Below are 20,944 nucleotides of genomic sequence, written 5' to 3'. Positions count from 1 at the left end.
TACTAGAAAGGTCGCTGGAACAGTGTAGAGACGCATACTTACGTCTCATCGTTGAACTCGTGTTAGCACTGTTCTAGCAAACTACATCAGCAACGACGAGACGCAAGTATGCGTCTCTACACCATCTTCCGAAACGTCCTACTGCAATGATCAAAATTATTTCTTCCCAAACCGCGTCCCGAAAAAGTCGCCCTGGTTCCAGGTAGGGCGTTGCGGGTCCTGGGCCACCTGGTAGCCGATCAGGAAGTTGAGCTGGGCGTACCGGCGGCCGGCCTCAAAATCGAAGGTGCCGGATGTGTCGTCCTGGGGCTTGTGGTAGGTGGCGGCGCGCCACACCTGCACCTGCTCGCTGAGGTTATTCTTTCCATCGGCAGTTTTGTTGCCGTATTTCATGTGCAGGGCCGGAATACCCTGCATCACGAAGCTGTATTGGTCGGAGCGGATGAAGCGGTTTTGCTCCGGCTCGGGGTCCTGCTCCAGCCCGATGCCCAGGTAGGCCGTGGCCCGCTCCACCAGCCCCATCAGCGACGAGTGCTGCGCCCCCAGTGCCACCACCGACAGCAGCGGCGCAATAATCGTGGGCATGTCGGTATTGATGTCGGCCACGATATTTTCCTTAGGCACAGTAGGGTGGCTAGCGAAATACGCGGAGCCTAATAGGCCCAATTCTTCGCCCGTTTGCAGCACAAACAGCACCGAGCGTTTCGGCTGGTCCCTGCCCTTCAGCTTGCTGTAGATCTTGGCGATTTCCAGCACCGAGGCCACGCCCGAGGCGTTGTCGTGGGCGCCGTTGTAGATGGAGTCGCCGCGCACGGACGCGCCTACCCCCAGGTGGTCGAGGTGGGCGCTGTGCACCACGTACTGGTCGCGCAATTGCGGGTCGGCACCGGTCAGCTTGGCCACCACGTTGTAGCTCTCAAAATCATGGTAACCCGATTGATACGTAGCTTGCAAGGTGCCTGCAAGGGCTTTGGAGGCCGGCTTGCCACTCTGCAAAGCCGGCAGTATCTGCGTGGTGTCCAACTGCGATGCAACCAACAACGCCTGAAAAGCAGGCGTGCTCAGATTGCCTACCACTTGCATCCCCTTCAAAAACGTGCGCGAGTTGGCTACTTGGCCCTGCGCATCCAACACATTGTAGGTCTGGCGCTTCACAGTGGATGGGGTAGCAGGCGCCTTCGGGTTGGTACTACCCACCAGCACACCCACGGCACCGTGTTGCAAGGCCGTTTGCATCACCACCAGCAAATCCTGGCTGGCCGAAGCCACCGTGCTGGGAAAACTGCGGGGTGCCCCGCGCACCACTACTACTACCTTGCCCTTCACGTCGAGGCCGGCGTAGTCGTCATAGCCCAGTTCGGGGGCGCTGATGCCGTAGCCAGCAAAGGCCAGCGGGGCGGTTACGGAGCTACTGGGCGCGCCAGGGTTGGGGTTCAGGGTGAAATCGGGGCCGTAGGTAAGGGGACGGCCATTAATGCTGAGGGTAGCGCCGGGTAGGGTAGTGGCCCGGCGCAGGCGCACGGTTTGAGTGTAGGTACCGTTGTCGCCAGCAGGCTGCATGCCGAGGGCTTTGAGCTGCCCTACCACGTAGTCTACGGCCATCTGGTAGCCGGGTGTGCCGGGCTGGCGGCCACGCAGCTTGTCGTCGGCCAGATACCAGATATGTTTTTTAACGTCAGTGGGTTGCACGGAACGTAACGCCCGGGCCACTGGCTTGTCAACAGTGAAAGACTGCGCCGAAGCAGCCGGCGCGGCAAGCAACAAGCCGCCGAAAGCGGTGAGAAAAGAACGGAAAAGCATACGCAAAAAAGCAACCCCGAATCACGTGATTCGGGGCGCACAAGTTGCAAAAAAGACGGCGGTGCTTACGCGGCAGCGCGGGTACTTTGTTCCAGCTTGAGCAAGAGCGTCTCAATCTGAGCCGCGTACTGCTCCACTTTTTCCAGGCCGGCGCGGGCCTGCTCAATCTGGTCGCGCTGGTATTGGCGCACTAGGTCGCGGCCCGTATCGAGCATGGTTTGCATCGTTTGCTCAATGGCGCGCACCTCAGGAAAGTCGTTGTATTTCGGCTTTACCACCGTGTAAAGCCACTGTCCCAACGGATTTTCGCGCAGCACAAACAGGGTGTCTTCGGGCTCGCGCACGCCGTAGAGCACGGAGCGTAAGCGCGATTTGAAGAGCACCAGTTTGATGCGTGCCTGTTGAAAATCCAGTGTGCTTATATCCATGCAAGGGGAGAGGCGGCAAAAATGCTACCGGGAGAGTCGGCTTTAAAAAAGAACAGCCGCGGGCGGCGTGGCATCTTTCTACTACTTGCGGGCACTCACTAAGTCCGTTACGTCATACGCAAATACGGTGATGCCCGCTTTCTGGCCATTTTCCTTGAAGAGTTGATACGTGAAGTTGAAGTAATGCTTACGCAGCTCGCTGGAGCCTTCCTGGGCCAGCAATATCTCGATTTCGTTGCCAATAAACGGCTCACCGGTTTCGTATACCTGGTCCAGCAACTGCTGAATGCCCTGGTCGGCTAGCTCGGGTAGGGCTTCCAGCACGGTATTGCCTACCAGCTGCCGATTCGGAAACAGGCGCTGATATTCCGGGTTCACAAACTCGTACCGGTGCTCGGCTCCCCGCAAGATGCAGATAACGGCCGGGGCCGTCATGAGTAGATTGTTGAGGGTGAGGCGCTGACTTTCAGCCAACTGATATGCCTGGTAGGCTTGGTCCGAAAGAGTAGCCTGTTGCTCGTTGGTCACCAGGAGTTCTTCTACCAGCTGCTTTTGGGCCTGAATGTCGATGCCGCAGCCAATCCACATGCTCACTTCCCCTTCTGGCGTGAAGCGGGGTAGGGCCTGCACCAGCAGCCAGCGGTACTGCCCGTCGTGGCGGCGCAAGCGGTATTCAATCTGAAACAGCGCCGGCTTAGCTACGGCCTGTTTCCATTGCTGCGCCACACGCGGCGCATCCTCGGGGTGTAGCAGGGCCAGCCAACCTTTGCCTGCTACTTCCTGCTGCGAAGCGCCCGTAAACTCCATCCAGCGAGCGTTGAAACTTTCCGGGGTGCCATCGGGGCGCGTAGTCCAGATCATCACCGGCAACGACTCCACAATGAAGCGCGTGCGCTCCTGCTGCTCCGCCAACTCGCGCTGCATCTGCTGGTTGCGCAAGAAGGTTTGGTGCTGCTCGGTTACGTCTTCTGTCTTTTGCAGAACGTACAGCAAGCTGCCCTGCTCATCCAGAATGGGGTAGTGCGTGGCCTGCCAGTAGCGCTCCTCAAAACCGCCGCCTTGCTCAGCCGGACGCTCCAGATCGTACCGAATTAGGGGCATGGTGTGCGGGGTGCGGTGCTGGCGTACGTGGGCGTGGGAGCCAGCCAGAATATCGACTTCATTCTGATCTGCCACCGGGTAAGCCTCGAACAACGGCTTGCCTACCACCTGGCTCCGGCTTTTCAACGACACAGCCACGTGGCTATCGGTGTTGTCCAGCACGGTGGCCTCCTCGTTGGGGGCCATCAGCAGGAAGTTATCGGGTAGGGCGTGAAAAAGCTTCTGGTAATCGATGGGCAGGGTGGGAGTAGGCATGAAGCTGGAGCGCAGAATGACGGATACAGCGCGAATACGTAGGAATATCAGTAAAGATACACCTACACCGCAATGCGCGCCAGCGTTGGGAGTCGCACAAAAACCAAGAGTATGTCAGCTGCCGCCCGCGGGTAGTAGAGGCTACTTATTTACGTGGTCGAGAATCTGCACTATGTCTTTGGTTGATACGGCTTTGCCAGTATCGGCGGCGCGGTAAATGGCTTCCAGGAGCTGCACATCGCGCAGGCCCATTTCGCCAGGCACGCGGGTGGGTTTGTTTTGCAGGATGCAGGTAGCAAAATCGTCCATCTGCCGGGCCTGTTGGTTCACGTTCTGCTTGTCCATCTTGCCCTTGCTGGTTTCGCCCTTCAGGCCGCCATAGCCGAAAGCTGGTTGCAGCTCAAACCAGCCGTTGGCTGCTTCAGCGCGCAAGCGGCTCATGCTTTCAGTATAGCTGGTGCGGCAGTCAGCCGTAGAGCCATCGGCAAACTTGAATTGCCAGTTGATGGATTCCTCTACCTCGTTGAACTGCTCAGGGCGCGTTTCCTTAGGGTAGTTGGCCGTTACGGACACGGGTAGCGCACCTTTTGTATAAATCACGCCTTGCACCGAGTAGATGCCCATATCCATGAGCGGCCCGCCGCCCGAGAGCTTCTTCTGAATGCGCCACGGCCGCTCGTTCTTGCCCATCGTGAAACCGTTGTCTGATTCCAGCTTTTTAACCGGACCAAATACCTTCTGCTGACCCAAGCGCATCATTTCCAAGTTGTGCGGGTCGAAGTGCAGGCGGTAGCCGATGCTGAGCTTTTTGCCAGCCGTGCGGCACGCCTCAATCATGCGGCGGCAGTCGGCGGCGGAGGTTGCCATGGGCTTTTCGCAGATAACGTGCTTACCGGCCTTGGCCGCCCGCACCACGTACTCGGCGTGTAGGGCGTTGGGCAGCACTACGTACACAATATCAATGGCCGGGTTGTTCTTGATCTGGTCGAAGGTCTCGTAAGAGTAGACGTTTTTCTCCGGGATGTTGTATTTCTGGCGCCATTCGGGCACCTTCTCTGGCGAGCCCGTCACGATGCCGGCCAGGTAGCAATTCTTAGTTTCCTGTAAAGCGGGCGCCAGCTGCCCTTTGCTGTAGCCGCCCAGTCCTACCAGCGCGATACCTAGCTTGCGCCCCTGCGGCCGGGCTTCCGATAGCAAGGGTAGCCCCAAGAAAGCAGCACCCAGACCCAGCGACAAACGTTGCACAAACTGGCGGCGGCGGGTAAGAAAGTCAGTGGTTTTCATCGGCGGAAAAGATAGCGAGTTGGAAAGAATAGCGGGGTGGAGTAAAGACACACAGTTGTGTCTCGTTGTTGCTAAGGTTGGGTGTGTTAGATAGGCTTTACGTAACGAGCGTCTGTCGGTCCGACACCGCAGGCGCCCAACCGGTTGCCGGCTACTAACGCCCGCGCCGTATGCGCAACGCGTAGGCAGCCATCAGCACGAGGCTCGTTCCGACCGGCAGGTGCCCACCTGCGAGTCGTGCAGCTTGCGTGAGTAGTTACTGTCTTCATGGCAGGAAGGTTATGGTGCAGCGGACCCACTGCGGAGCTGCACCAGTGGGCCGGACCACGTTCTTTGCTTACTATTGTGAACCTCCTTTGGTCTTTTATATATGAAGCTTTCCTACCCTACTTACTTGCTGCCTGCGCTGGCACTGCTGGCCGCTTGCAATAGCCAGCCCACTGCCACGGCCAGCACCGCCGCCAAAACCACCGCCGCGGGCGCCGACAGCATCACGGCAGCCACCATCGGCGGCTACCTTCGCGAAGTGTCGTCGGATGAGATGATGGGCCGCAAACCCTTCACGCAGGGCGAGGAAAAAGCCACTGCCTACCTGGCCGCGCAGTTCAAAGAGCTGGGTCTACAGCCAGCCCTATCAGGCAACTATTTTCAGCCCGTGCCGATGGTGGAAATCAGCGTGAAACCCGCGCCCACGGCCCAAATTGCCGGCAACGGCAAAAAGCTGACGTTGAACTACAAAGACGATTACGTGGTGTTCAGCCAGCGCGAGCAGCCTACAGTATCGGTGCAGAACTCGCCGCTGGTATTTGCCGGCTACGGCGTAGTAGCGCCCGAGTATGGCTGGGACGACTACGCAGGCCTCGACGTGAAGGGTAAAACCGTGGTAGTTTTGGTGAACGACCCCGGCAACGCTGGCAACGACACTACATTCTTCAAGGGCAAGGCCATGACCTACTACGGCCGCTGGACCTATAAATACGAGGAAGCCGCTCGCCACGGCGCTGCTGGCCTGCTCATCGTGCACGACACCAAGCCGGCCGCCTACCCCTGGTCGGTGGTGCTGAGTGGGGCGGTAGGGCCCAAGCTGCGCCCCCAAACCGAGGACAAAGGTGCCAGCAAGTGCGCCATCGAAGGCTGGCTGACGCTCGACGCGGCCAAACGCCTCTTCACGGCCGCCGGCCAGAACTACGACCAGCTCTATACCGCCGCCAATACCAAGGGCTTCCGCGCCCGGCCGCTGGGCGGGCTCACCTTCAGCACCAGCCTGCAAAACCAGCTGCGTCGCCAGACCAGCAAGAACGTGCTGGCCGTGTTACCCGGCACCACCCGCCCCGACGAGTACATCATCTACTCGGCCCACTGGGACCATTTTGGGGTAGGCAAAGCCATTGCCAACGATTCCATCTACAACGGCGCCGTGGACGACGGCACCGGCTTGGCGGCGCTACTCAGCATTGCCAAGGCCTTCACCGAGGCCCCGCAGAAGCCCGCCCGCAGCATCGTGTTTCTGGCCGTGACGGGGGAGGAGCAGGGTCTACTCGGCTCGGCCTACTACGCCCAGCACCCACCGTTTCCGCTCAACAAAACCGTAGCCGACCTGAACATGGACATGCTCTGGCCCTTCGGCAAAATGAAGGACTTAACGATTATCGGCTACGGCCAATCGGAGCTGGAAAGCTACGCGCAAGCGGCCGCCCAGGCGCAAGGTCGCTACATCCTACCCGACCAGCAGCCCGAAACCGGCATGTTCTACCGCTCCGACCACTTCAGCTTTGCCCACGTGGGCGTGCCCTCGCTCTACGCCAGCGGCGGCTACGAAAGCCGCGCCCACGGCAAAGACTACATCGCCCAGAAACGCCAAGAGTACACCACCAACTACTACCACAAGCCCGCCGACCAGTTCGACCCTACCTGGGACCTGTCCGGCATTGCCCAGGACGCGCAACTCTACTTCGAGGTAGGCAAGAAACTCGCCAGCGAAACCACGTTTCCGCAGTGGAAAGAAGGATCAGAGTTTAAAAGTGTGAAGCGGTAAGCTGTACTACTGGCGCGGGGCTGTGCCCCGTGCCGACTATGCGTAGGCCTCTGGCCTACCCGTTAGAACGACTCGCCCGAACGTCCTTAATGGCGCGGATGACAGCAGGACAGAGGCCTGCGCATAGTCGGCACGGGGCACAGCCCCGCGCCAGTATCACTTCACAAACTCACTTCATCGCCCGGAACTTCCGCTGCATAATCTCCTGCACCGGCACATTTTCAATCTTGCTTTCCAGCCAGGAAATAATGTCGAGGTAGAGGAAAGGCCGGCGCTCCAGTGGGTTCACGGCAATGGCGATGAGTTGGTTTTTGAGGTTGGTGAACGCGCCTTTCAGTTCGCCGGGCGTGAGGTCGCCCACAGTGCGTAGGAAGCGGAAGATGGCGACCTGCATCTGCTGCTGCTCGTTCATCTTGCCCAGGAAGCGGTACACCGACTTAATCTGATAGTCCAGGGCCTCATCTTGGCCGGCTTCGTAGTGGGCAATCAGGTTCAGGATGCGGGCAAAGCATTGGATATCCTCGCGCAAACTCACCTCCTTGAATTGGATGATTTTGGTGAGGTATTCGATGGCCTTCTCGTTGTCGCCACTGCCGAAGTAGAGGCTGGCAATCTTGTAGTAGAACACCAGGCGGCGGTGCATGTCGAGTTGCAGCCGGTACTCGTCTAGCTGCCCCAACAAGCCCGGAATCAGTGCCAACCCCTCCGTGAAGCGGCCCTCCAGGAAGTGCAGGTTGATTTCGTTGGTGGCAATGTATTGAAACAGCAGCGCCTCAATGTTGGGGGTAGAGCGCCGGTTAGGGTCGGCGGCAAACGCTTTCAACGTAGCCAGTACTTCCCGAAAACGACTATAGTATAAGGTGTTGAACAGATACGCCAGCAGGTTGTGCACGCCCTTGATGTAGAGCATGGTCTGCTGGTTTTTCATATCCGGCGTGTGCTCAAACAACTCTACCCACTTGTAGGCGTAGCGGTAGCCAGCTCTGAAATCCTGCACAATGGTGTAGTACCATACGTGCGCCTGGTAGTAGTATAGCTGCTCAAAGAAGCCACCCCGCTGCACGTTGGTAGGAGGTAGGGTGGTCCGGAAAAACGCCGTTACCTGCTCGTAGTCCTGCTGGTTGCGGGCATGGCCGGTTTTCAGGTAGAGCCCATACATCTGCAACGCCGCATTCGACAGTGTGTGCAGCTGGCTCACCTGCCCCGCCGTACCGGCCGACTCACTCGCCAATTCCTCAGCCCTACCCTCTAGGCTACGCGTGATGAACTGCGATTCAATCAGCTTCTCGAAATCCAAGGCCAGCAGGGCAATGTGGGAGAGTTGTTGCTGGTAGGCAATATTCTTCACCTTGTCCAGCATTTTTAGGCTCTGTTGATAGAAGCCTTTGTTGTAGAGCACGCGGGCGTAGCCCAACTGCTCGTGCAACTGAATATCCACGTTCTGGCCCGCGTGATAAAGGCGCAAATCGGACAATAATTGCCGGTAAAGATTAGCCTTGAGGTTGGCGAGTTGCACCTTTTTTATGGCTGGTGCCAGTGTCAGAATTCGTTCTTCGTCGTAGTGTGGGAGCTGATCGAGAGCGTCGAACAACTGCAAAAACTTCAAATCTTCGGCCGCGCCAGGGCGGTCGGCCGATAGTCGGAAATGCCGTTTTTCGGAGCGCGTCAGCGACTTGATGAGCTGAAATACCGATTCGCCTGCTTCGTTTGGCATTGTAAGAATGCGGAAGTTAATAGTATGGTAATCAAATGCTTTTGGAAATGTTCAAGGGATTAGAAATAGTAGCAATTTCCAATGTCCTTTTCCGAAGCCCAACTTTCCCGCCGTAGTTAGTAGACTGAAATCTGCTCACAATTTTCGCATCTACTATGGGAGCGCACAACATCCAGATATTTGATACCACGCTGCGCGACGGCGAGCAAGTGCCGGGCTGCAAGCTAAACAAGGAAGAGAAACTTGTAATTGCCCGGCAGCTGGAACTACTCGGCGTGGATGTTATTGAGGCGGGCTTTCCGGTGTCGAGTCCTGGCGATTTTGCCGCCGTGGAGGCCATTGCCGCCCAAACCCGCGAAGCCACCGTGTGCGGTTTGACCCGCGCCGTGGAAAACGATATTCGCGTGGCCGCCGATGCCCTGCGCAAGGCCCGTTACCCCCGCATTCATACCGGCATTGGCACCTCCGAGCTGCACGTGCTGCACAAGCTACGCACCACCCAACAGGACGTAGTGGAGCGCGCCGTAGCCGCCGTGAAACTGGCTAAATCTTTTGTGGAGGACGTGGAGTTCTACGCCGAAGACGCTGGCCGCACCGACAACGAGTTTCTGGCCCGTGTGTGCGAAGCCGCTATCAAAGCCGGCGCCACCGTCCTCAACATCCCCGACACCACCGGCTACTGCCTACCCTCCGAGTACGGTGCCAAGATTAAGTACCTCGCTGATAACGTGCGCGGTATCGAAAACGTCACGCTTTCCACCCACTGCCACAACGACCTGGGCATGGCTACGGCCAACTCCATTGCGGGCGTCATCAACGGGGCTCGGCAGATTGAGTGCACCATCAACGGGGTAGGGGAGCGGGCCGGCAACACGGCCCTGGAAGAAGTGGTGATGGTACTGCGCCAGCACGCCGACCTGGGCCTGACTACAGGCGTGAACACCAAGCTGCTCACCGAAACCTCGGCTATGGTATCGCACCTGATGCAGATGCCGGTGCAGGCCAACAAGGCCATTGTGGGTGCCAACGCCTTCGCGCACTCCAGCGGCATCCATCAAGATGGCGTGATTAAGCACCGCGCCACCTACGAAATCATCGACCCCCAGGAGGTAGGCGCCCCCGATTCGGCTATTGTGCTCACCGCCCGCTCAGGCCGCGCCGCGCTGGCCTACCGTTTGCAGAAGCTCGGCTACGCCTTCGGCGGCCAGTCGCTCAACAAAGCTTACGCCTCGTTCCTGGTGCTGGCCGACTGCCAAAAGGAAGTGCAAGACCACGATTTGCACGCGCTGGTAGAGCAGGAGAAGTTGGTGGCCGTTGAGTAAGTTTTTGAAGTGAAGTAAGAAATAAAGCAGAGCAAAGCAGCCCGTCATGCTGAGCGAAGCGGAGCGTAGTCGAAGCATCTCTACCGTGAGTAATCCTAATCGACTACAACGAAGCGGTAGAGATGCTTCGACTACGCTCCGCTTCGCTCAGCATGACGGTCTAAATGATTAGTCCGCCCCACCCCATGCCCAAGTCCTTATTTGATAAAATCTGGGAGGCCCACGTAGTCAAAACCGTGGGCGATTTGTCGGTGTTCTACATCGACCGCCACCTGATACATGAAGTAACCAGCCCGCAGGCTTTCGACGAAATCGAAGCGCGCGGGCTGCCACTTTTCCGGCAGCAGCAGATTGTAGCCACCGCCGACCACAACGTGCCTACCCTCAATCAGCACCTACCCATTCAGGAGCCGCTCAGCCGCTCGCAGGTAGATAAGCTGACCGAAAACTGTGCTAAATACGGCGTAGAGCTGTACGGCCTAGGTCACGAGCGCCAAGGCATTGTGCACGTGATTGGGCCAGAGCTAGGCCTCACGCAGCCGGGCATGACCATCGTGTGCGGCGACAGCCACACGTCTACCCACGGCGCGTTTGGCGCTATTGCCTTCGGAATTGGTACCAGTCAGGTGGCGCAGGTGATGGCCTCGCAGTGCCTGCTCATCGACCGGCCCAAGCGCATGCGCATCTCTGTAGACGGCGACCTGCGCCCGGGGGTAGGCGCCAAAGACCTAATTCTCTACGTGATTTCGCAGCTGGGCACCGGCGGCGGCACGGGCTACTTTGTGGAGTATGCCGGCAGCGCCGTGCGCAGCCTGAGCATGGAAGGCCGCATGACGGTCTGCAACATGAGCATCGAAATGGGTGCCCGCGGCGGCATGATTGCCCCCGACCAGACTACCTTCGACTACCTGCAAGGCCGCCCCTACGCGCCTCAGGGCGAGCGGTGGGAGCAGGCTGTGGCCTACTGGCAGACGCTCTACTCCGAAGACGGCGCCGAGTTTGAGGCCGAGCACCACTTCGACGCCGCCAACATCACGCCCATGATTACCTACGGCACCAACCCCGGCATGGGCATTCCGCTCGGCGGCACCATTCCGCTGAATGTGGTGCCGAGCGAAGCCGCCGGCTTCAGCAAGTCGCTGGAGTATATGGGCCTGGCGCCGGGCGAGTCGTTGCTGGGCAAGCCCATTGACTACGTGTTTATTGGCAGCTGCACCAACTCCCGCATCGAGGACCTGCGCACCGTGGCAGCCTACGTGCAGGGCAAGCACAAAGCGCCCCACGTGGAGGCCATCATCGTGCCCGGCTCCAAGCAGGTAGAAAAGCAGGCGAAAGAGGAAGGCTTAGATAAAATTCTGGCCGCAGCCGGTTTCGAGTTGCGTGAGCCAGGGTGCAGCGCCTGCTTGGCCATGAACGAAGACAAGATTCCGGCCGGCGCCTATTGCGTGTCTACCTCCAACCGCAACTTCGAAGGCCGCCAGGGTCCCGGCGCCCGCACGCTACTGGCCTCGCCGCTGGTAGCGGCCATTGCAGCCGTGGAAGGCAAAATCAGTGCTGTGCCTGCTTACGCGGAGCTAGAGTTGGCCGGCGGGTAAGTTGCTTATCCACACTATCTGTCATCCTGAGCTTGCGAAGGACCTGCTCAAGTCAGCACGATGCGCTTAACAACAACTCGTTCTCGCTTGATAAGGTCCTTCGTAAGCTCAGGATGACAGGCGGGCAGACAAGCAGATTCTTTGTACCTCCAAATTTTGGCCTGATCTCAGGCTACTCAATACATGGAAAAATTTCAAGTCCTACGTTCCACCGCGGTGCCTCTACCCAACGAAAACGTGGACACTGACCAGATCATACCAGCACGCTTTCTAAAGGCCACCACCCGCGAGGGATTCGGTCAGAACCTGTTCCGCGACTGGCGCTACACGGCCGACGGCCAGCCCAAGCCCGACTTCGTGCTCAACAACCCGCGCTATTCTGGCCGGATTTTGGTGGCAGGTCAGAACTTTGGGTGTGGTTCCAGCCGGGAGCACGCCGCCTGGGCCATTTTCGATGCGGGTTTTAAGGTGGTTATTTCCAGCTACTTTGCTGACATATTTCGGGGCAATGCGCTGAACAACGGCTTGCTACCCCTGCAAGTATCGGAGGAGGTGCTGCAACGCCTGCTGGCGCAGATCGAGCAGGACCCGCAGATGGAGTTAGTGGTAGATCTGGCCGCGCAGACACTGAGCGTGCCCGTGTGGGAGGAGAGCATTCCGTTTGCCATCGACCCCTACAAAAAAGAGTGCCTGCTGAACGGGTACGACGATATTGATTTCTTAGTAAGCCAAAAAGAGGCCATTGCCGCCTACGAAACCTCCCGACCATGGACGTATTAAAAAAGAAAATAGCAGTGCTGGCCGGTGATGGTATCGGCCCAGAAGTGTGCCGCGAGGCCATTAAGGTGCTAGAGGCCGTAGCCGAGCGCTTTGGCCACCAATTTACCTTCGATCAGCAGCTGATGGGGGCCTGCGCCATCGACGCCACCGGCGACCCGCTACCCGCGCAAACCCTGGATGCCTGCTTCGCAGCCGATGCTGTGCTGCTGGGTGCCATCGGCGACCCAAAGTACGATAACAACCCAGCCGCCAAGGTGCGCCCCGAGCAGGGCCTGCTGCGCCTGCGCAAGTCGCTGGGCCTGTACGCCAACATCCGGCCCGTGACGGCTTACGACGCGCTGCTGGCACATTCGCCGCTGAAACCGGAGCGCATCAGCGGCACCGATATGCTAATTTTTCGGGAGCTGACGGGCGGCATCTACTTCGGCGACAAGGGCCGCACGGCCGATGGGCAGGGCGCCTACGACCACTGCACCTACTCCCGCGAGGAGGTAGCGCGCATTGCCCACCGCGCTTTTCAGGCTGCCGAAACGCGCCGTGGCAAGCTCACGCTGGTAGACAAGGCCAACGTGCTGGAAACCTCGCGCCTGTGGCGCGAAGTGGTGCAGCAGATTGCCTCGCAGTACCCCGAGGTGCGCGTCGATTATCTGTTTGTGGACAACGCGGCCATGCAGGTAATTTTGAATCCCAAGCAGTTCGATGTGATTCTGACCGAGAATATGTTCGGCGACATCATCTCTGACGAAGCCTCCGTCATTGCCGGCTCGCTGGGTTTGCTACCCTCCGCTTCGGTGGGCGACCAGGTGGCGCTGTTTGAGCCCATCCACGGCTCGTTTCCGCAGGCCAAGGGTAGGGGCATTGCCAACCCCATCGCCACGATTCTGTCGGGCGCGATGATGCTGGAACACTTTGGGTTGCAGGAAGAAGCCGATGCGGTGAAAGCCGCCGTGCAAGCCGCCCTCGACACCAACATCCTGACACCGGAGCTGAATGCCCTTACCCCATGTAGCACCGAGCAGGTAGGCAACTTTATTGCCTATCAGGTAGCGGGTGGCATCGATTGCCAGATGTACAAAGAAAATATTGCTGTGGGCATGAGCACTATTATTTAGTACTTGTGCTACCGCTTTCCGGAAAGCAACAACAAAAAAGTCTGCTAGCAATCAGCTAGCAGACTTTTTTGCGTTAAGATCACGCATGTTTGCCGGGTACAAGCGGAGTGGTTTACCGGGCATGTAGGGCTTGTTATTTCAATAGTGGAAAGCAAGCAGGAAACTCATACCTAGAAAATAACCTTATCCTCTGAACCTGCGTCAGAGAAAGCAACTATAGCCGGCGCCCAACGTCTCCTATCGGTAACCTCACCGAACGGTTTCTACCCAATAACCTTATGTGGATTGTTTTTTCTTTGTTGGCAGCCTTGTCGGCGGCGGCGGTAGTAACGTTGTCAAAAATCGGGATTAAGAATATCGAGTCGAGTGTGGGGTTTGCTGTTCAGTCGGTGCTGATTGTGATAGTAGCCTGGAGCTTCGTGTTTTTTCAGGGACATTTCAGCGAGGTGCAGCGCATTGACCGCCGCTCCTGGATGTTTCTGGTAACAGCCGGCATTATTACGTGTATGTCCTCGCTGTTTTCGTTTCAGGCGCTCAAGATGGGCGAGGCCTCCCGCACCAGCTCGTTCGACAAAGTTTCGCTGGTGTTCTCCGTTATTCTGGCTATTGTATTCTTGAAAGAAAAGCTGAACTGGCAACTGGCAGTAGGCGTCACGCTGATGGGAGCCGGCGCCATCTTCATCGCGTACTCCGGCGACACGAAGTAGGTAGTACCTACGGCTGCATGGGCCGCTGCCGCACCAGCGCCTTCCACTGCCGATGATACCACCAGAAGACCAACCCGCCGGGCAGGAATACCAGCCCTACCGACCAGCTAGCAACGGTTAGGAAAGAGAAGTGAGGCTGGTGCGAAAGCACTTCGGCTACCAGCCCCACGTACAGCTCCATTACCGACCAGTACATGCCATAGTAATGCCACGTGAGCCACGCGGAAGCGGGTTTCCTGATGATTACCGGCATCATACCGGCCAGCAGGGTAGCCAGTGTGAGCAGCGCGGCGTAGTGAAAAACGCCGAAAGCGTGGTATACACGGTACACGCCGAAGGCCGTAACCAGCATCACCACCATGCTGCCGAGGTAGGCATACCCCAACCGTTTGTGCGAATAGGTGCCCCACCGGCCAGCCAGCAAAACGGATGGCCCCAGCAGCAAAGCTGAAACAGCAGCTACGAGATGCAGAAAGCCCGGAAAGCTGTAAAAAAGCGTTGGCATGTCCAACCAACTAGTAACAGAGAGAATAGTTGGGTTTTCAGGCTCCTAGCTGTGCCGCTAACTCATGCAGGTCGTGGGCTATGTAGGTGAAGGCGTGCGCCGGGTGCAGATCTGCGGTTTGGCCGGGGCCGTGTTCCAACGGGCGCGCAACGAAAGCCGTTTGCAGGCCCTGAGCTCCGGCAGCCACCAAATCCTCGTTGTGGGCTGCTACCATCAATACCTCGTGTGGCGTGAGGCCCAGCGCCGCAACGCTACGAAGGTAGGCTTCGGGCTGCGGCTTGTAGTGCTGCGCCACCTCGGCGCCCAGAATGACGTCCCACGGCAGGTTGGCAAACTTGGCCATGTGTACCGCCAGCGCAATATCAGCGTTGGAGTTGGGGGCAAGGATGAAGCGTGTTTTCAGGCGGTGCAGGCCGGCTACGGTATCGGGCCAGGGTAGGAGGTGGCGCCAGGCCAGGTTGAACGCATCGCGCTCGGTTGCGGGCACCTGTTGCAAGCCAAAATCGGCCAGCACAGTATCCAACGACTCCCGGTTGAGGATTTCCAGGCGCGTCCAGGGGCGTGCGCCGCTGCGCACACTCGTGAGTTGGGGTTGGTATTGGGCTCGCCAGGCATCAGCAAACGCTGCCCAGTTGGTATCCGGTAGGCCGGCGAGGCGCTGGCCCAGTGCCTCGCCGGCCTTTGTGATGCCGGTACGCCAGTCGACGCACGTACCAAACACGTCAAACAACAGGGCTTTGGGAAGAGGTGCTACGGGCATACAGGCAGAGTGGCAAGGCTGAAAATTGCTTGCTTTTACGGCCGCAACATATAAATGTGCTCAATACCATCCTCTAAATACACGTCGCCTTGCTGCGCAAAGCCGAAGCTTTCGTAAAATGCTTTCAGATACAGCTGCGCCCCAATTTTGATGGGCTGCGGCCCAAAAGCCCGTTCGCAGGCGTTAATGGACTGGTGCATCAGCTCCTGGCCCAAACCGGAGCGGCGATAAGCGGGCGACACCACCACGCGCCCAATGCTTACTTGCGCGTAGCAGTCGCCCGCGTCGAAAAGACGGGTGTAGGCGGCTAGCTCGCCGGTTTCGGTGCGGCCTAGTAGGTGCAGGGCGGTTTGGTCTTGGCCGTCAATATCCTGAAAAGCACAGGTTTGCTCCACCACAAATACCTCGCTGCGAAGTCGTAGCAGGGCGTATAACTCTTCCAGGGAAAGGGTAGGGTAAGGCTTGAGGGTCCAGTTCAGCTTCATGGTAAAGTGCGGAGAAGGTCTAATCGAAGGCGCAAAGATTGCCGTAGTAAGGGAAACAATTGCGTTGCCCGCCTGGGCGACCTCACATCTACGACAAACTGTATGGACTATATCCGACTGGGCAACACCGGCCTGCACGTCTCTCGCATCTGCCTTGGCACCATGACCTACGGAAAGCCCACCGAGCGCTGGCCCTGGGCCCTGGACGAAGAACAAAGCCGCCCCTTCATCAAGCAAGCCCTGGAAAAAGGCATCAATTTCTTCGACACCGCCGACGTGTACGCCGACGGGGCTAGCGAGGAAGTGGTAGGACGCGCCTTGCGCGACTTTGCCAAACGCGACGAAGTAGTGTTGGCCACCAAAGTATTCAACCCCATGGGACCAGGTCCGAATAACAAGGGCCTGTCGCGCAAGCATATCATGAGCGCCATCGACGCCAGCCTGAAGCGTCTCGGTACCGATTACGTGGACCTCTACCAGATTCACCGTTGGGATTATAACACGCCCATTGAGGAAACGCTGGAAGCGCTGCACGATGTGGTAAAAGCCGGTAAAGCGCGCTACATTGGTGCCTCCAGCATGTACGCGTGGCAGTTTGCGCAGGCGCTCTACCTAGCCGATTTGCACGGCTGGACGCGTTTTGTGAGCATGCAGCCACATTACAACCTAGTGTACCGCGAGGAGGAGCGCGAAATGCTACCCCTGTGCGAAGACCAGAAAATCGGCGTGATTCCGTGGTCACCGCTGGCACGGGGGCTGCTCACGGGCGGCCGCAGCAAGGAGCGCAACGAAACTGAGCGCGCCAAAACCGATGCCTTTGGCAAGAGCCTGTACGGCCGCGACGACGATTTTGCCGTGGCTGACCGCGTAACGGAAATTGCCGAGGAGCGCGGCCTACCCGCCGCGCAGATTGCGCTGGCTTGGGTGCTGTCGAAGTCGGTCATTACCGCGCCTATTGTAGGCGCCAGCAAGTCCGGCCACCTCGACGATGCCGTAGCCGCCGTGGGCGTAACGCTTTCTCAGGACGAAATCAAGCGCCTGGAGGAACCCTACCAACCGCATCCGGTGCTGGGCTTCTCGTAAGGACGTTGGTCATGCTGAGCGGAGTCGAAGCATCCCGCGTGCTGATGAAGGTTACTATCCATCGTCAGCATGCGAGATGCTTCGACTCCGCTCAGCATGACATGCATAAACCACTCTATTCCTACCTACTACAACCAATCAGCCGATGACTGCTATTCCCAAAGACAAAGCCCTCGACAGCACCCTGAGTTTTCTGCGCGAAGGCTACCATTTTCTGCCCCAGCGACGGAAGCGCCACCACTCCGATATTTTTCAGATGCGCCTGATGGGCGAGAAGGCCGTGTGCCTGAGTGGTGAGGAAGGCGCGGCCCTGTTCTACAACCAGGAGCACTTCCAGCGCGAGGGCGCCCTACCCCGGCGCATCCTCACTACCCTTATGGGGCAGGGCGGCGTGCAAACGCTGGATGATGCTGCCCATCAGCACCGCAAAGCGCTGTTTATGTCTTTGATGACGCCCGGCAGCCTGCACCAGTACAGCACGTTGGTAGCCGAGAATTGGCGCGCCTACCTGCGCCGCTGGGAGCAGCTGGAGCAAGTAGAGTTGTTTCCGGAAGTGGAGGAAGTGCTGTGCCGGGCAGCGTGTGCGTGGGCCGGCGTGCCCTTCGAGGAGAAGGACATCAAGCCCCTGGCCCGCGACCTGAGTGCCATGATTGACGCATTTGGTGGGGTAGGGCCGCGCCACGCCAAGGGCAAGCTGGCCCGCCACCGCGCCGAGCGGTGGGTAGGTAAGATGATTGACAACGTGCGCGCCGGCAAGCAGTACGCCGTAGAAGGCAAGGCACTGCACGCCATTTCCTGGCACCGCGAGCTGGATGGTAAGTTGTTATCTACACACGTGGCCGGCGTGGAGCTGTTGAATCTGATACGGCCTATTGTGGCCATTGGGCACTACGTGGTGTTTGAAGCGCTGGCCCTGCACGAGCACCCGCGCTGCGCCGAAATGCTGCGCAACGGCCCTGCCCAATACCCCGAGTGGTTTACGCAGGAAGTGCGCCGCCTTTACCCCTTCACGCCGCTGCTGGGTGCCCGCGTGCGCGCCGATTTCGAGTGGCACGGCTACCGTTTCCGCAAGGGCACGCTCACGCTGCTCGACGTGCACGGCATCAACCACGACGAACGCCATTGGGAGCACCCGCACCTGTTCCGTCCCGAGCGGTTCCGCGACTGGAACGGCAGCCCGTTCAACTTCATTCCCCAGGGCGGCGGCGACTACGCCCACAATCACCGTTGCGCCGGCGAGTGGCTCACCATCGAAACCATGAAAACCGCCGCCGTGCTGCTGGCCACTAGCATGGCCTACGACGTGCCTGAACAGGACCTGAGCGTGGACATGACCCGGATGCCAACGCTGCCCGCTAGCGGCTTTATTATCCGCAATGTGCGGGCCGCAGCTACAGCCGTAGCGCCCATTGCTACTGCGCCAACCGTTGCGGCCTGCCCATTTCACTAATGCAGTTGTACTGAATGGTGTCTCAAGGTAAGATACGAGCACAAGGCGTCATTCGTATTTGTGCGGGTGGCGCTTCTGCGTATCAGCCAAACTATGCTTATTAGTGCGTAGCAGGAGAGTGCGGGAGGGTAGGGCGCCGAAAATAGTGCAGCTTTGAAGTAGGCTATTGTTTCACAAACGCATGGTCGGATGCCGGTGCTGCGGCCGTGGGAATCCGTAGTGCCACTACCCTGACCACGCGCTTTGTTGGCGCCTTTTATGCGCTATCTTGCAACGCCTGCATAGCATGCGATTCTCCCTAAAACCATTTTTAGTATCCGCATGGCGGCTCAGAAGCCACCTAACCTAGTAGATTTTCATGTTCAGCTTAACAGGAAAAAGTGCTGTAATTACCGGCGGCGGTAGTGGTATCGGCCAAGCAATGGCCCAACTATTTGCCAAGCAGGGCGCTACCGTACACATCATTGAATTGAATGAGGAAGCCGCCCGGCAAACCGTAGATACCATTGCGCAGGCCGGCGGCCAAGCCCAGGCGCATCACCTCAATATCAGCCAGCAGGCGGAGGTAGTGCGGATATTTCAGGAAATAGGGAAAATTGATATTCTGGTGAATAACGCCGGTATTGCGCACGTGGGCAATGTGGAAAATACCACCGAAGCTGACTTCGAGCGTGTGTACCAGGTGAACGTGAAGGGTGCCTACAACTGCCTCTACGCCGCCTTACCCCTCATGAAAGCCCAGGGTAGCGGGGCCATTCTGAACCTGGCTTCCATCGCCGCCGTGGTAGGCATCACCGACCGCTTTGCCTACTCCATGAGCAAGGGCGCCATCTACGCCATGACGCTCTCCGTGGCCCGCGACTACCTCGACGCCGGTATCCGGTGCAACAGCATCTCGCCGGCCCGCGTGCACACGCCCTTCGTGGATGGCTTCATCGCCAAAAACTACGCCGGCCGCGAGGAGGAAATCTTCGATAAGCTGTCCAAAAGCCAGCCCATCGGCCGCATGGGCAAGCCCGAGGAGGTAGCCGCCCTGGCCCTCTACCTCTGCTCCGACGAAGCTGGTTTCGTAACCGGCTGCGACTACCCGCTGGACGGCGGCTTTATCAAGCTGAATAACTAAGAAGCCGCTGGAACGATGTAGAGACGCATACTTGCGTCTCGTCGCATGCGCCATATGCCCGAAATCGTTCAACGACGAGACGTAAGTATGCGTCTCTACATCGTTCACTAGCTAGCGCAAACGGTCTTTAAATAATTAGGCTAGATAAGCGAGACGGGGTAGCGAGGCCACAAAGTATCGCTACCCCATTCTGCTATTTATACTAACAATACCACCATACTACGCGCGCCGTGCGCCCCAATCACCAACGACTGCTCGATATCCGCCGTTTTAGAGGGGCCGGCCAGGAACGTACCGTAGCCGCCCACCGAGGGGACGCGGGCGTAGGCTTGGTGCATGGTAGCTACTAGGTTGCGCCGGTCGAGGACCAAGGCCAGGTGTTGGGTAATCATGGGTAGGGCGCGGTGCAGCATATTGGCTTCCGGCACCCAGATAGACCCGTTTTCGGCCACGCCGAACTCACCTTGCAACACGGCCAAGTCCACGGCGGCAAGCACCTCAATGGACGTTTGCGCATCTATGGGCACGTTGGCTTCCGGCAGCAGGGGAGAGGCAATACGGTAGTCGGCCGGAAACAGCTGGTGAATCACTTCCGGCAGTCGGGTAGCATCCAGCACGTCCACCACTGTGCCGCCTATGCCCTGCACGATGCTGGTGAACTTCTCCACCGATTCGTCGCCCTCGAAAGACGGCACGGTAGGCAGCGGTAGCTCATCGGGCTGATTGGCGCGCACGGCGGCCAGTATTTTCTCGCGGGAAGAAGACAAGAGGTGAAAGTGTGAAGTTGTGATTTTGGATTAGGTGCCTCATTGAACGTTATTCCTCGACAAGCTCGGAATGACGTTCAATGAGGTATGACATTCATATGGATGTGCTACTTCACCGCTTGCTGGGCGTACCACTCGCGGAAGCTCTGTTTGGGCGGTTCGGGCAGCTCGCGGGCTATGGCCCAGGGGTTGTAACCCTTGCCGTGGGTGAGGCCGTGGGGTAGAAGGCGCAGGCTTTGGCGATAGGAACCAAATGATAAGGAAAGAACCCAAGTACGCGAAAGCGCTAGGCCAATCCCTCCTACACCTACCAGTTGCGCTGGTTGGCGCCTAATGCGGTAGTTCTAAAAAGCAAAGCGCTCCGGTCGAATATCGACCGGAGCGCTTCAGGATAAGCAACAGCACCGAAAACAGTGCCGTTACGCCTTCTTCAAAAACTCGGTTTTCAGCACCATGGTGCTACCGCCGGCGCGTCCTTCAACTTCGGCGGGACTGTTGGTAAGATGAATGTTCTTCACCAGCGTGCCGCGCTTAAGCGTCTGCGACGAGCCTTTCACTTTCAAATCCTTAATTAGCGTCACCGAGTCGCCCTCGGCGAGCAGATTGCCGTTGCTGTCCTTTACGTCCATGTGCGTATG

General features: G+C 58.3%; 19 protein-coding genes. 9 read left to right on the top strand and 10 right to left on the bottom strand.

Translation table 11 applies throughout. The annotated features are described in order from the left end of the window. Positions 1-156: 156 nt before the first annotated feature. From J4D97_RS08265 to J4D97_RS08250, 4 genes are all read right to left on the bottom strand, one after another. Entirely contained in the window at positions 157-1,800 is a 1,644-nt protein-coding gene (locus tag J4D97_RS08265) for a M28 family peptidase (protein WP_208307155.1), read from the bottom strand. Positions 1,801-1,865: 65 nt separating this feature from the next. Beyond that, the gene (locus J4D97_RS08260; RefSeq protein WP_185280661.1) at positions 1,866-2,228 is read right to left on the bottom strand and encodes a hypothetical protein; all 363 of its coding nucleotides are present in this window, start codon (positions 2,226-2,228) and stop codon (positions 1,866-1,868) included. 81 nt (positions 2,229-2,309) lie between these two features. Next, complete coding sequence (locus J4D97_RS08255) at positions 2,310-3,584, bottom strand: PAS domain-containing protein (RefSeq protein ID WP_208307154.1); 1,275 nt, start codon at positions 3,582-3,584, stop codon at positions 2,310-2,312. A 141-nt stretch (positions 3,585-3,725) separates the two neighbouring features. Further along, positions 3,726-4,868, bottom strand: coding sequence for a Gfo/Idh/MocA family protein (locus tag J4D97_RS08250; protein WP_208307153.1), 1,143 nt, complete (start codon positions 4,866-4,868; stop codon positions 3,726-3,728). Positions 4,869-5,238: 370 nt separating this feature from the next. On the opposite strand from J4D97_RS08250, the gene J4D97_RS08245 reads away from it, so the two are divergent. Next, positions 5,239-6,903: a M28 family metallopeptidase gene (locus tag J4D97_RS08245; RefSeq protein WP_208307152.1), complete on the top strand. Its 1,665-nt coding sequence runs from the start codon at positions 5,239-5,241 to the stop codon at positions 6,901-6,903. Between the two features lie 169 nt (positions 6,904-7,072). Here J4D97_RS08245 and J4D97_RS08240 read toward each other — a convergent pair whose 3' ends face one another. Next, the gene (locus J4D97_RS08240) at positions 7,073-8,617 is read right to left on the bottom strand and encodes a hypothetical protein (protein ID WP_208307151.1); all 1,545 of its coding nucleotides are present in this window, start codon (positions 8,615-8,617) and stop codon (positions 7,073-7,075) included. Between the two features lie 155 nt (positions 8,618-8,772). Between J4D97_RS08240 and J4D97_RS08235 the strand changes: the two genes are divergently transcribed. From J4D97_RS08235 to J4D97_RS08215, 5 genes are all read left to right on the top strand, one after another. Beyond that, complete coding sequence (locus tag J4D97_RS08235; protein WP_208307150.1) at positions 8,773-9,939, top strand: 2-isopropylmalate synthase; 1,167 nt, start codon at positions 8,773-8,775, stop codon at positions 9,937-9,939. Positions 9,940-10,124: 185 nt separating this feature from the next. Further along, entirely contained in the window at positions 10,125-11,534 is a 1,410-nt protein-coding gene (leuC, locus tag J4D97_RS08230; RefSeq protein ID WP_208307149.1) for a 3-isopropylmalate dehydratase large subunit, read from the top strand. A 183-nt stretch (positions 11,535-11,717) separates the two neighbouring features. Beyond that, positions 11,718-12,314, top strand: a complete 597-nt coding sequence (gene leuD / locus J4D97_RS08225) for a 3-isopropylmalate dehydratase small subunit (RefSeq protein WP_185280654.1) — start codon at positions 11,718-11,720, stop codon at positions 12,312-12,314. Further along, positions 12,302-13,426: a 3-isopropylmalate dehydrogenase gene (gene leuB, locus J4D97_RS08220; protein ID WP_208307148.1), complete on the top strand. Its 1,125-nt coding sequence runs from the start codon at positions 12,302-12,304 to the stop codon at positions 13,424-13,426. The genes leuD and leuB overlap by 13 nt, the downstream gene beginning before the upstream one ends. 278 nt (positions 13,427-13,704) lie before the next feature. Then, complete coding sequence (locus J4D97_RS08215) at positions 13,705-14,133, top strand: EamA family transporter (RefSeq protein WP_185280652.1); 429 nt, start codon at positions 13,705-13,707, stop codon at positions 14,131-14,133. A 7-nt stretch (positions 14,134-14,140) separates the two neighbouring features. On the opposite strand, the gene J4D97_RS08210 is transcribed toward J4D97_RS08215, so the two are convergent. From J4D97_RS08210 to J4D97_RS08200, 3 genes are read right to left on the bottom strand one after another with little or no spacing between them, the layout of a single operon-like run. Continuing rightward, entirely contained in the window at positions 14,141-14,638 is a 498-nt protein-coding gene (locus tag J4D97_RS08210) for a hypothetical protein (RefSeq protein ID WP_208307147.1), read from the bottom strand. A gap of 37 nt (positions 14,639-14,675) precedes the next feature. Further along, positions 14,676-15,398 carry a haloacid dehalogenase type II gene (locus J4D97_RS08205; RefSeq protein ID WP_208307146.1) on the bottom strand — a complete coding sequence of 241 codons (723 nt, stop codon included), beginning with the start codon at positions 15,396-15,398 and terminating at the stop codon, positions 14,676-14,678. A gap of 35 nt (positions 15,399-15,433) precedes the next feature. Beyond that, complete coding sequence (locus tag J4D97_RS08200; protein ID WP_185280649.1) at positions 15,434-15,883, bottom strand: GNAT family N-acetyltransferase; 450 nt, start codon at positions 15,881-15,883, stop codon at positions 15,434-15,436. A gap of 102 nt (positions 15,884-15,985) precedes the next feature. Here J4D97_RS08200 and J4D97_RS08195 point away from each other — a divergent pair, with 102 nt between their 5' ends. The 3 genes from J4D97_RS08195 (at position 15,986) to J4D97_RS08185 (ending at position 19,539) form a co-directional block, all read left to right on the top strand. After that, positions 15,986-16,966, top strand: coding sequence for an aldo/keto reductase (locus J4D97_RS08195; RefSeq protein WP_208307145.1), 981 nt, complete (start codon positions 15,986-15,988; stop codon positions 16,964-16,966). A 145-nt stretch (positions 16,967-17,111) separates the two neighbouring features. Then, positions 17,112-18,416 (top strand): cytochrome P450, encoded by a 1,305-nt coding sequence (locus J4D97_RS08190; RefSeq protein WP_208307144.1) that lies wholly within the window; start codon positions 17,112-17,114, stop codon positions 18,414-18,416. A 358-nt stretch (positions 18,417-18,774) separates the two neighbouring features. After that, positions 18,775-19,539 carry an SDR family NAD(P)-dependent oxidoreductase gene (locus J4D97_RS08185; protein ID WP_208307143.1) on the top strand — a complete coding sequence of 255 codons (765 nt, stop codon included), beginning with the start codon at positions 18,775-18,777 and terminating at the stop codon, positions 19,537-19,539. A 197-nt stretch (positions 19,540-19,736) separates the two neighbouring features. On the opposite strand, the gene J4D97_RS08180 is transcribed toward J4D97_RS08185, so the two are convergent. Both J4D97_RS08180 and J4D97_RS08175 read right to left on the bottom strand, forming a co-directional pair. Further along, positions 19,737-20,306, bottom strand: a complete 570-nt coding sequence (locus tag J4D97_RS08180; protein WP_208307142.1) for a LutC/YkgG family protein — start codon at positions 20,304-20,306, stop codon at positions 19,737-19,739. Positions 20,307-20,725: 419 nt separating this feature from the next. After that, positions 20,726-20,935, bottom strand: a complete 210-nt coding sequence (locus J4D97_RS08175) for a zinc ribbon domain-containing protein YjdM (protein WP_208307141.1) — start codon at positions 20,933-20,935, stop codon at positions 20,726-20,728. Positions 20,936-20,944 lie beyond the last annotated feature (9 nt).

It is taken from the genome of Hymenobacter defluvii (genome assembly GCF_017589435.1).
GTDB lineage: Bacteria > Bacteroidota > Bacteroidia > Cytophagales > Hymenobacteraceae > Hymenobacter > Hymenobacter profundi.
Note: the sequence above shows the minus strand (reverse complement) of the source record. Positions and strands in the feature narration are given on the sequence as shown.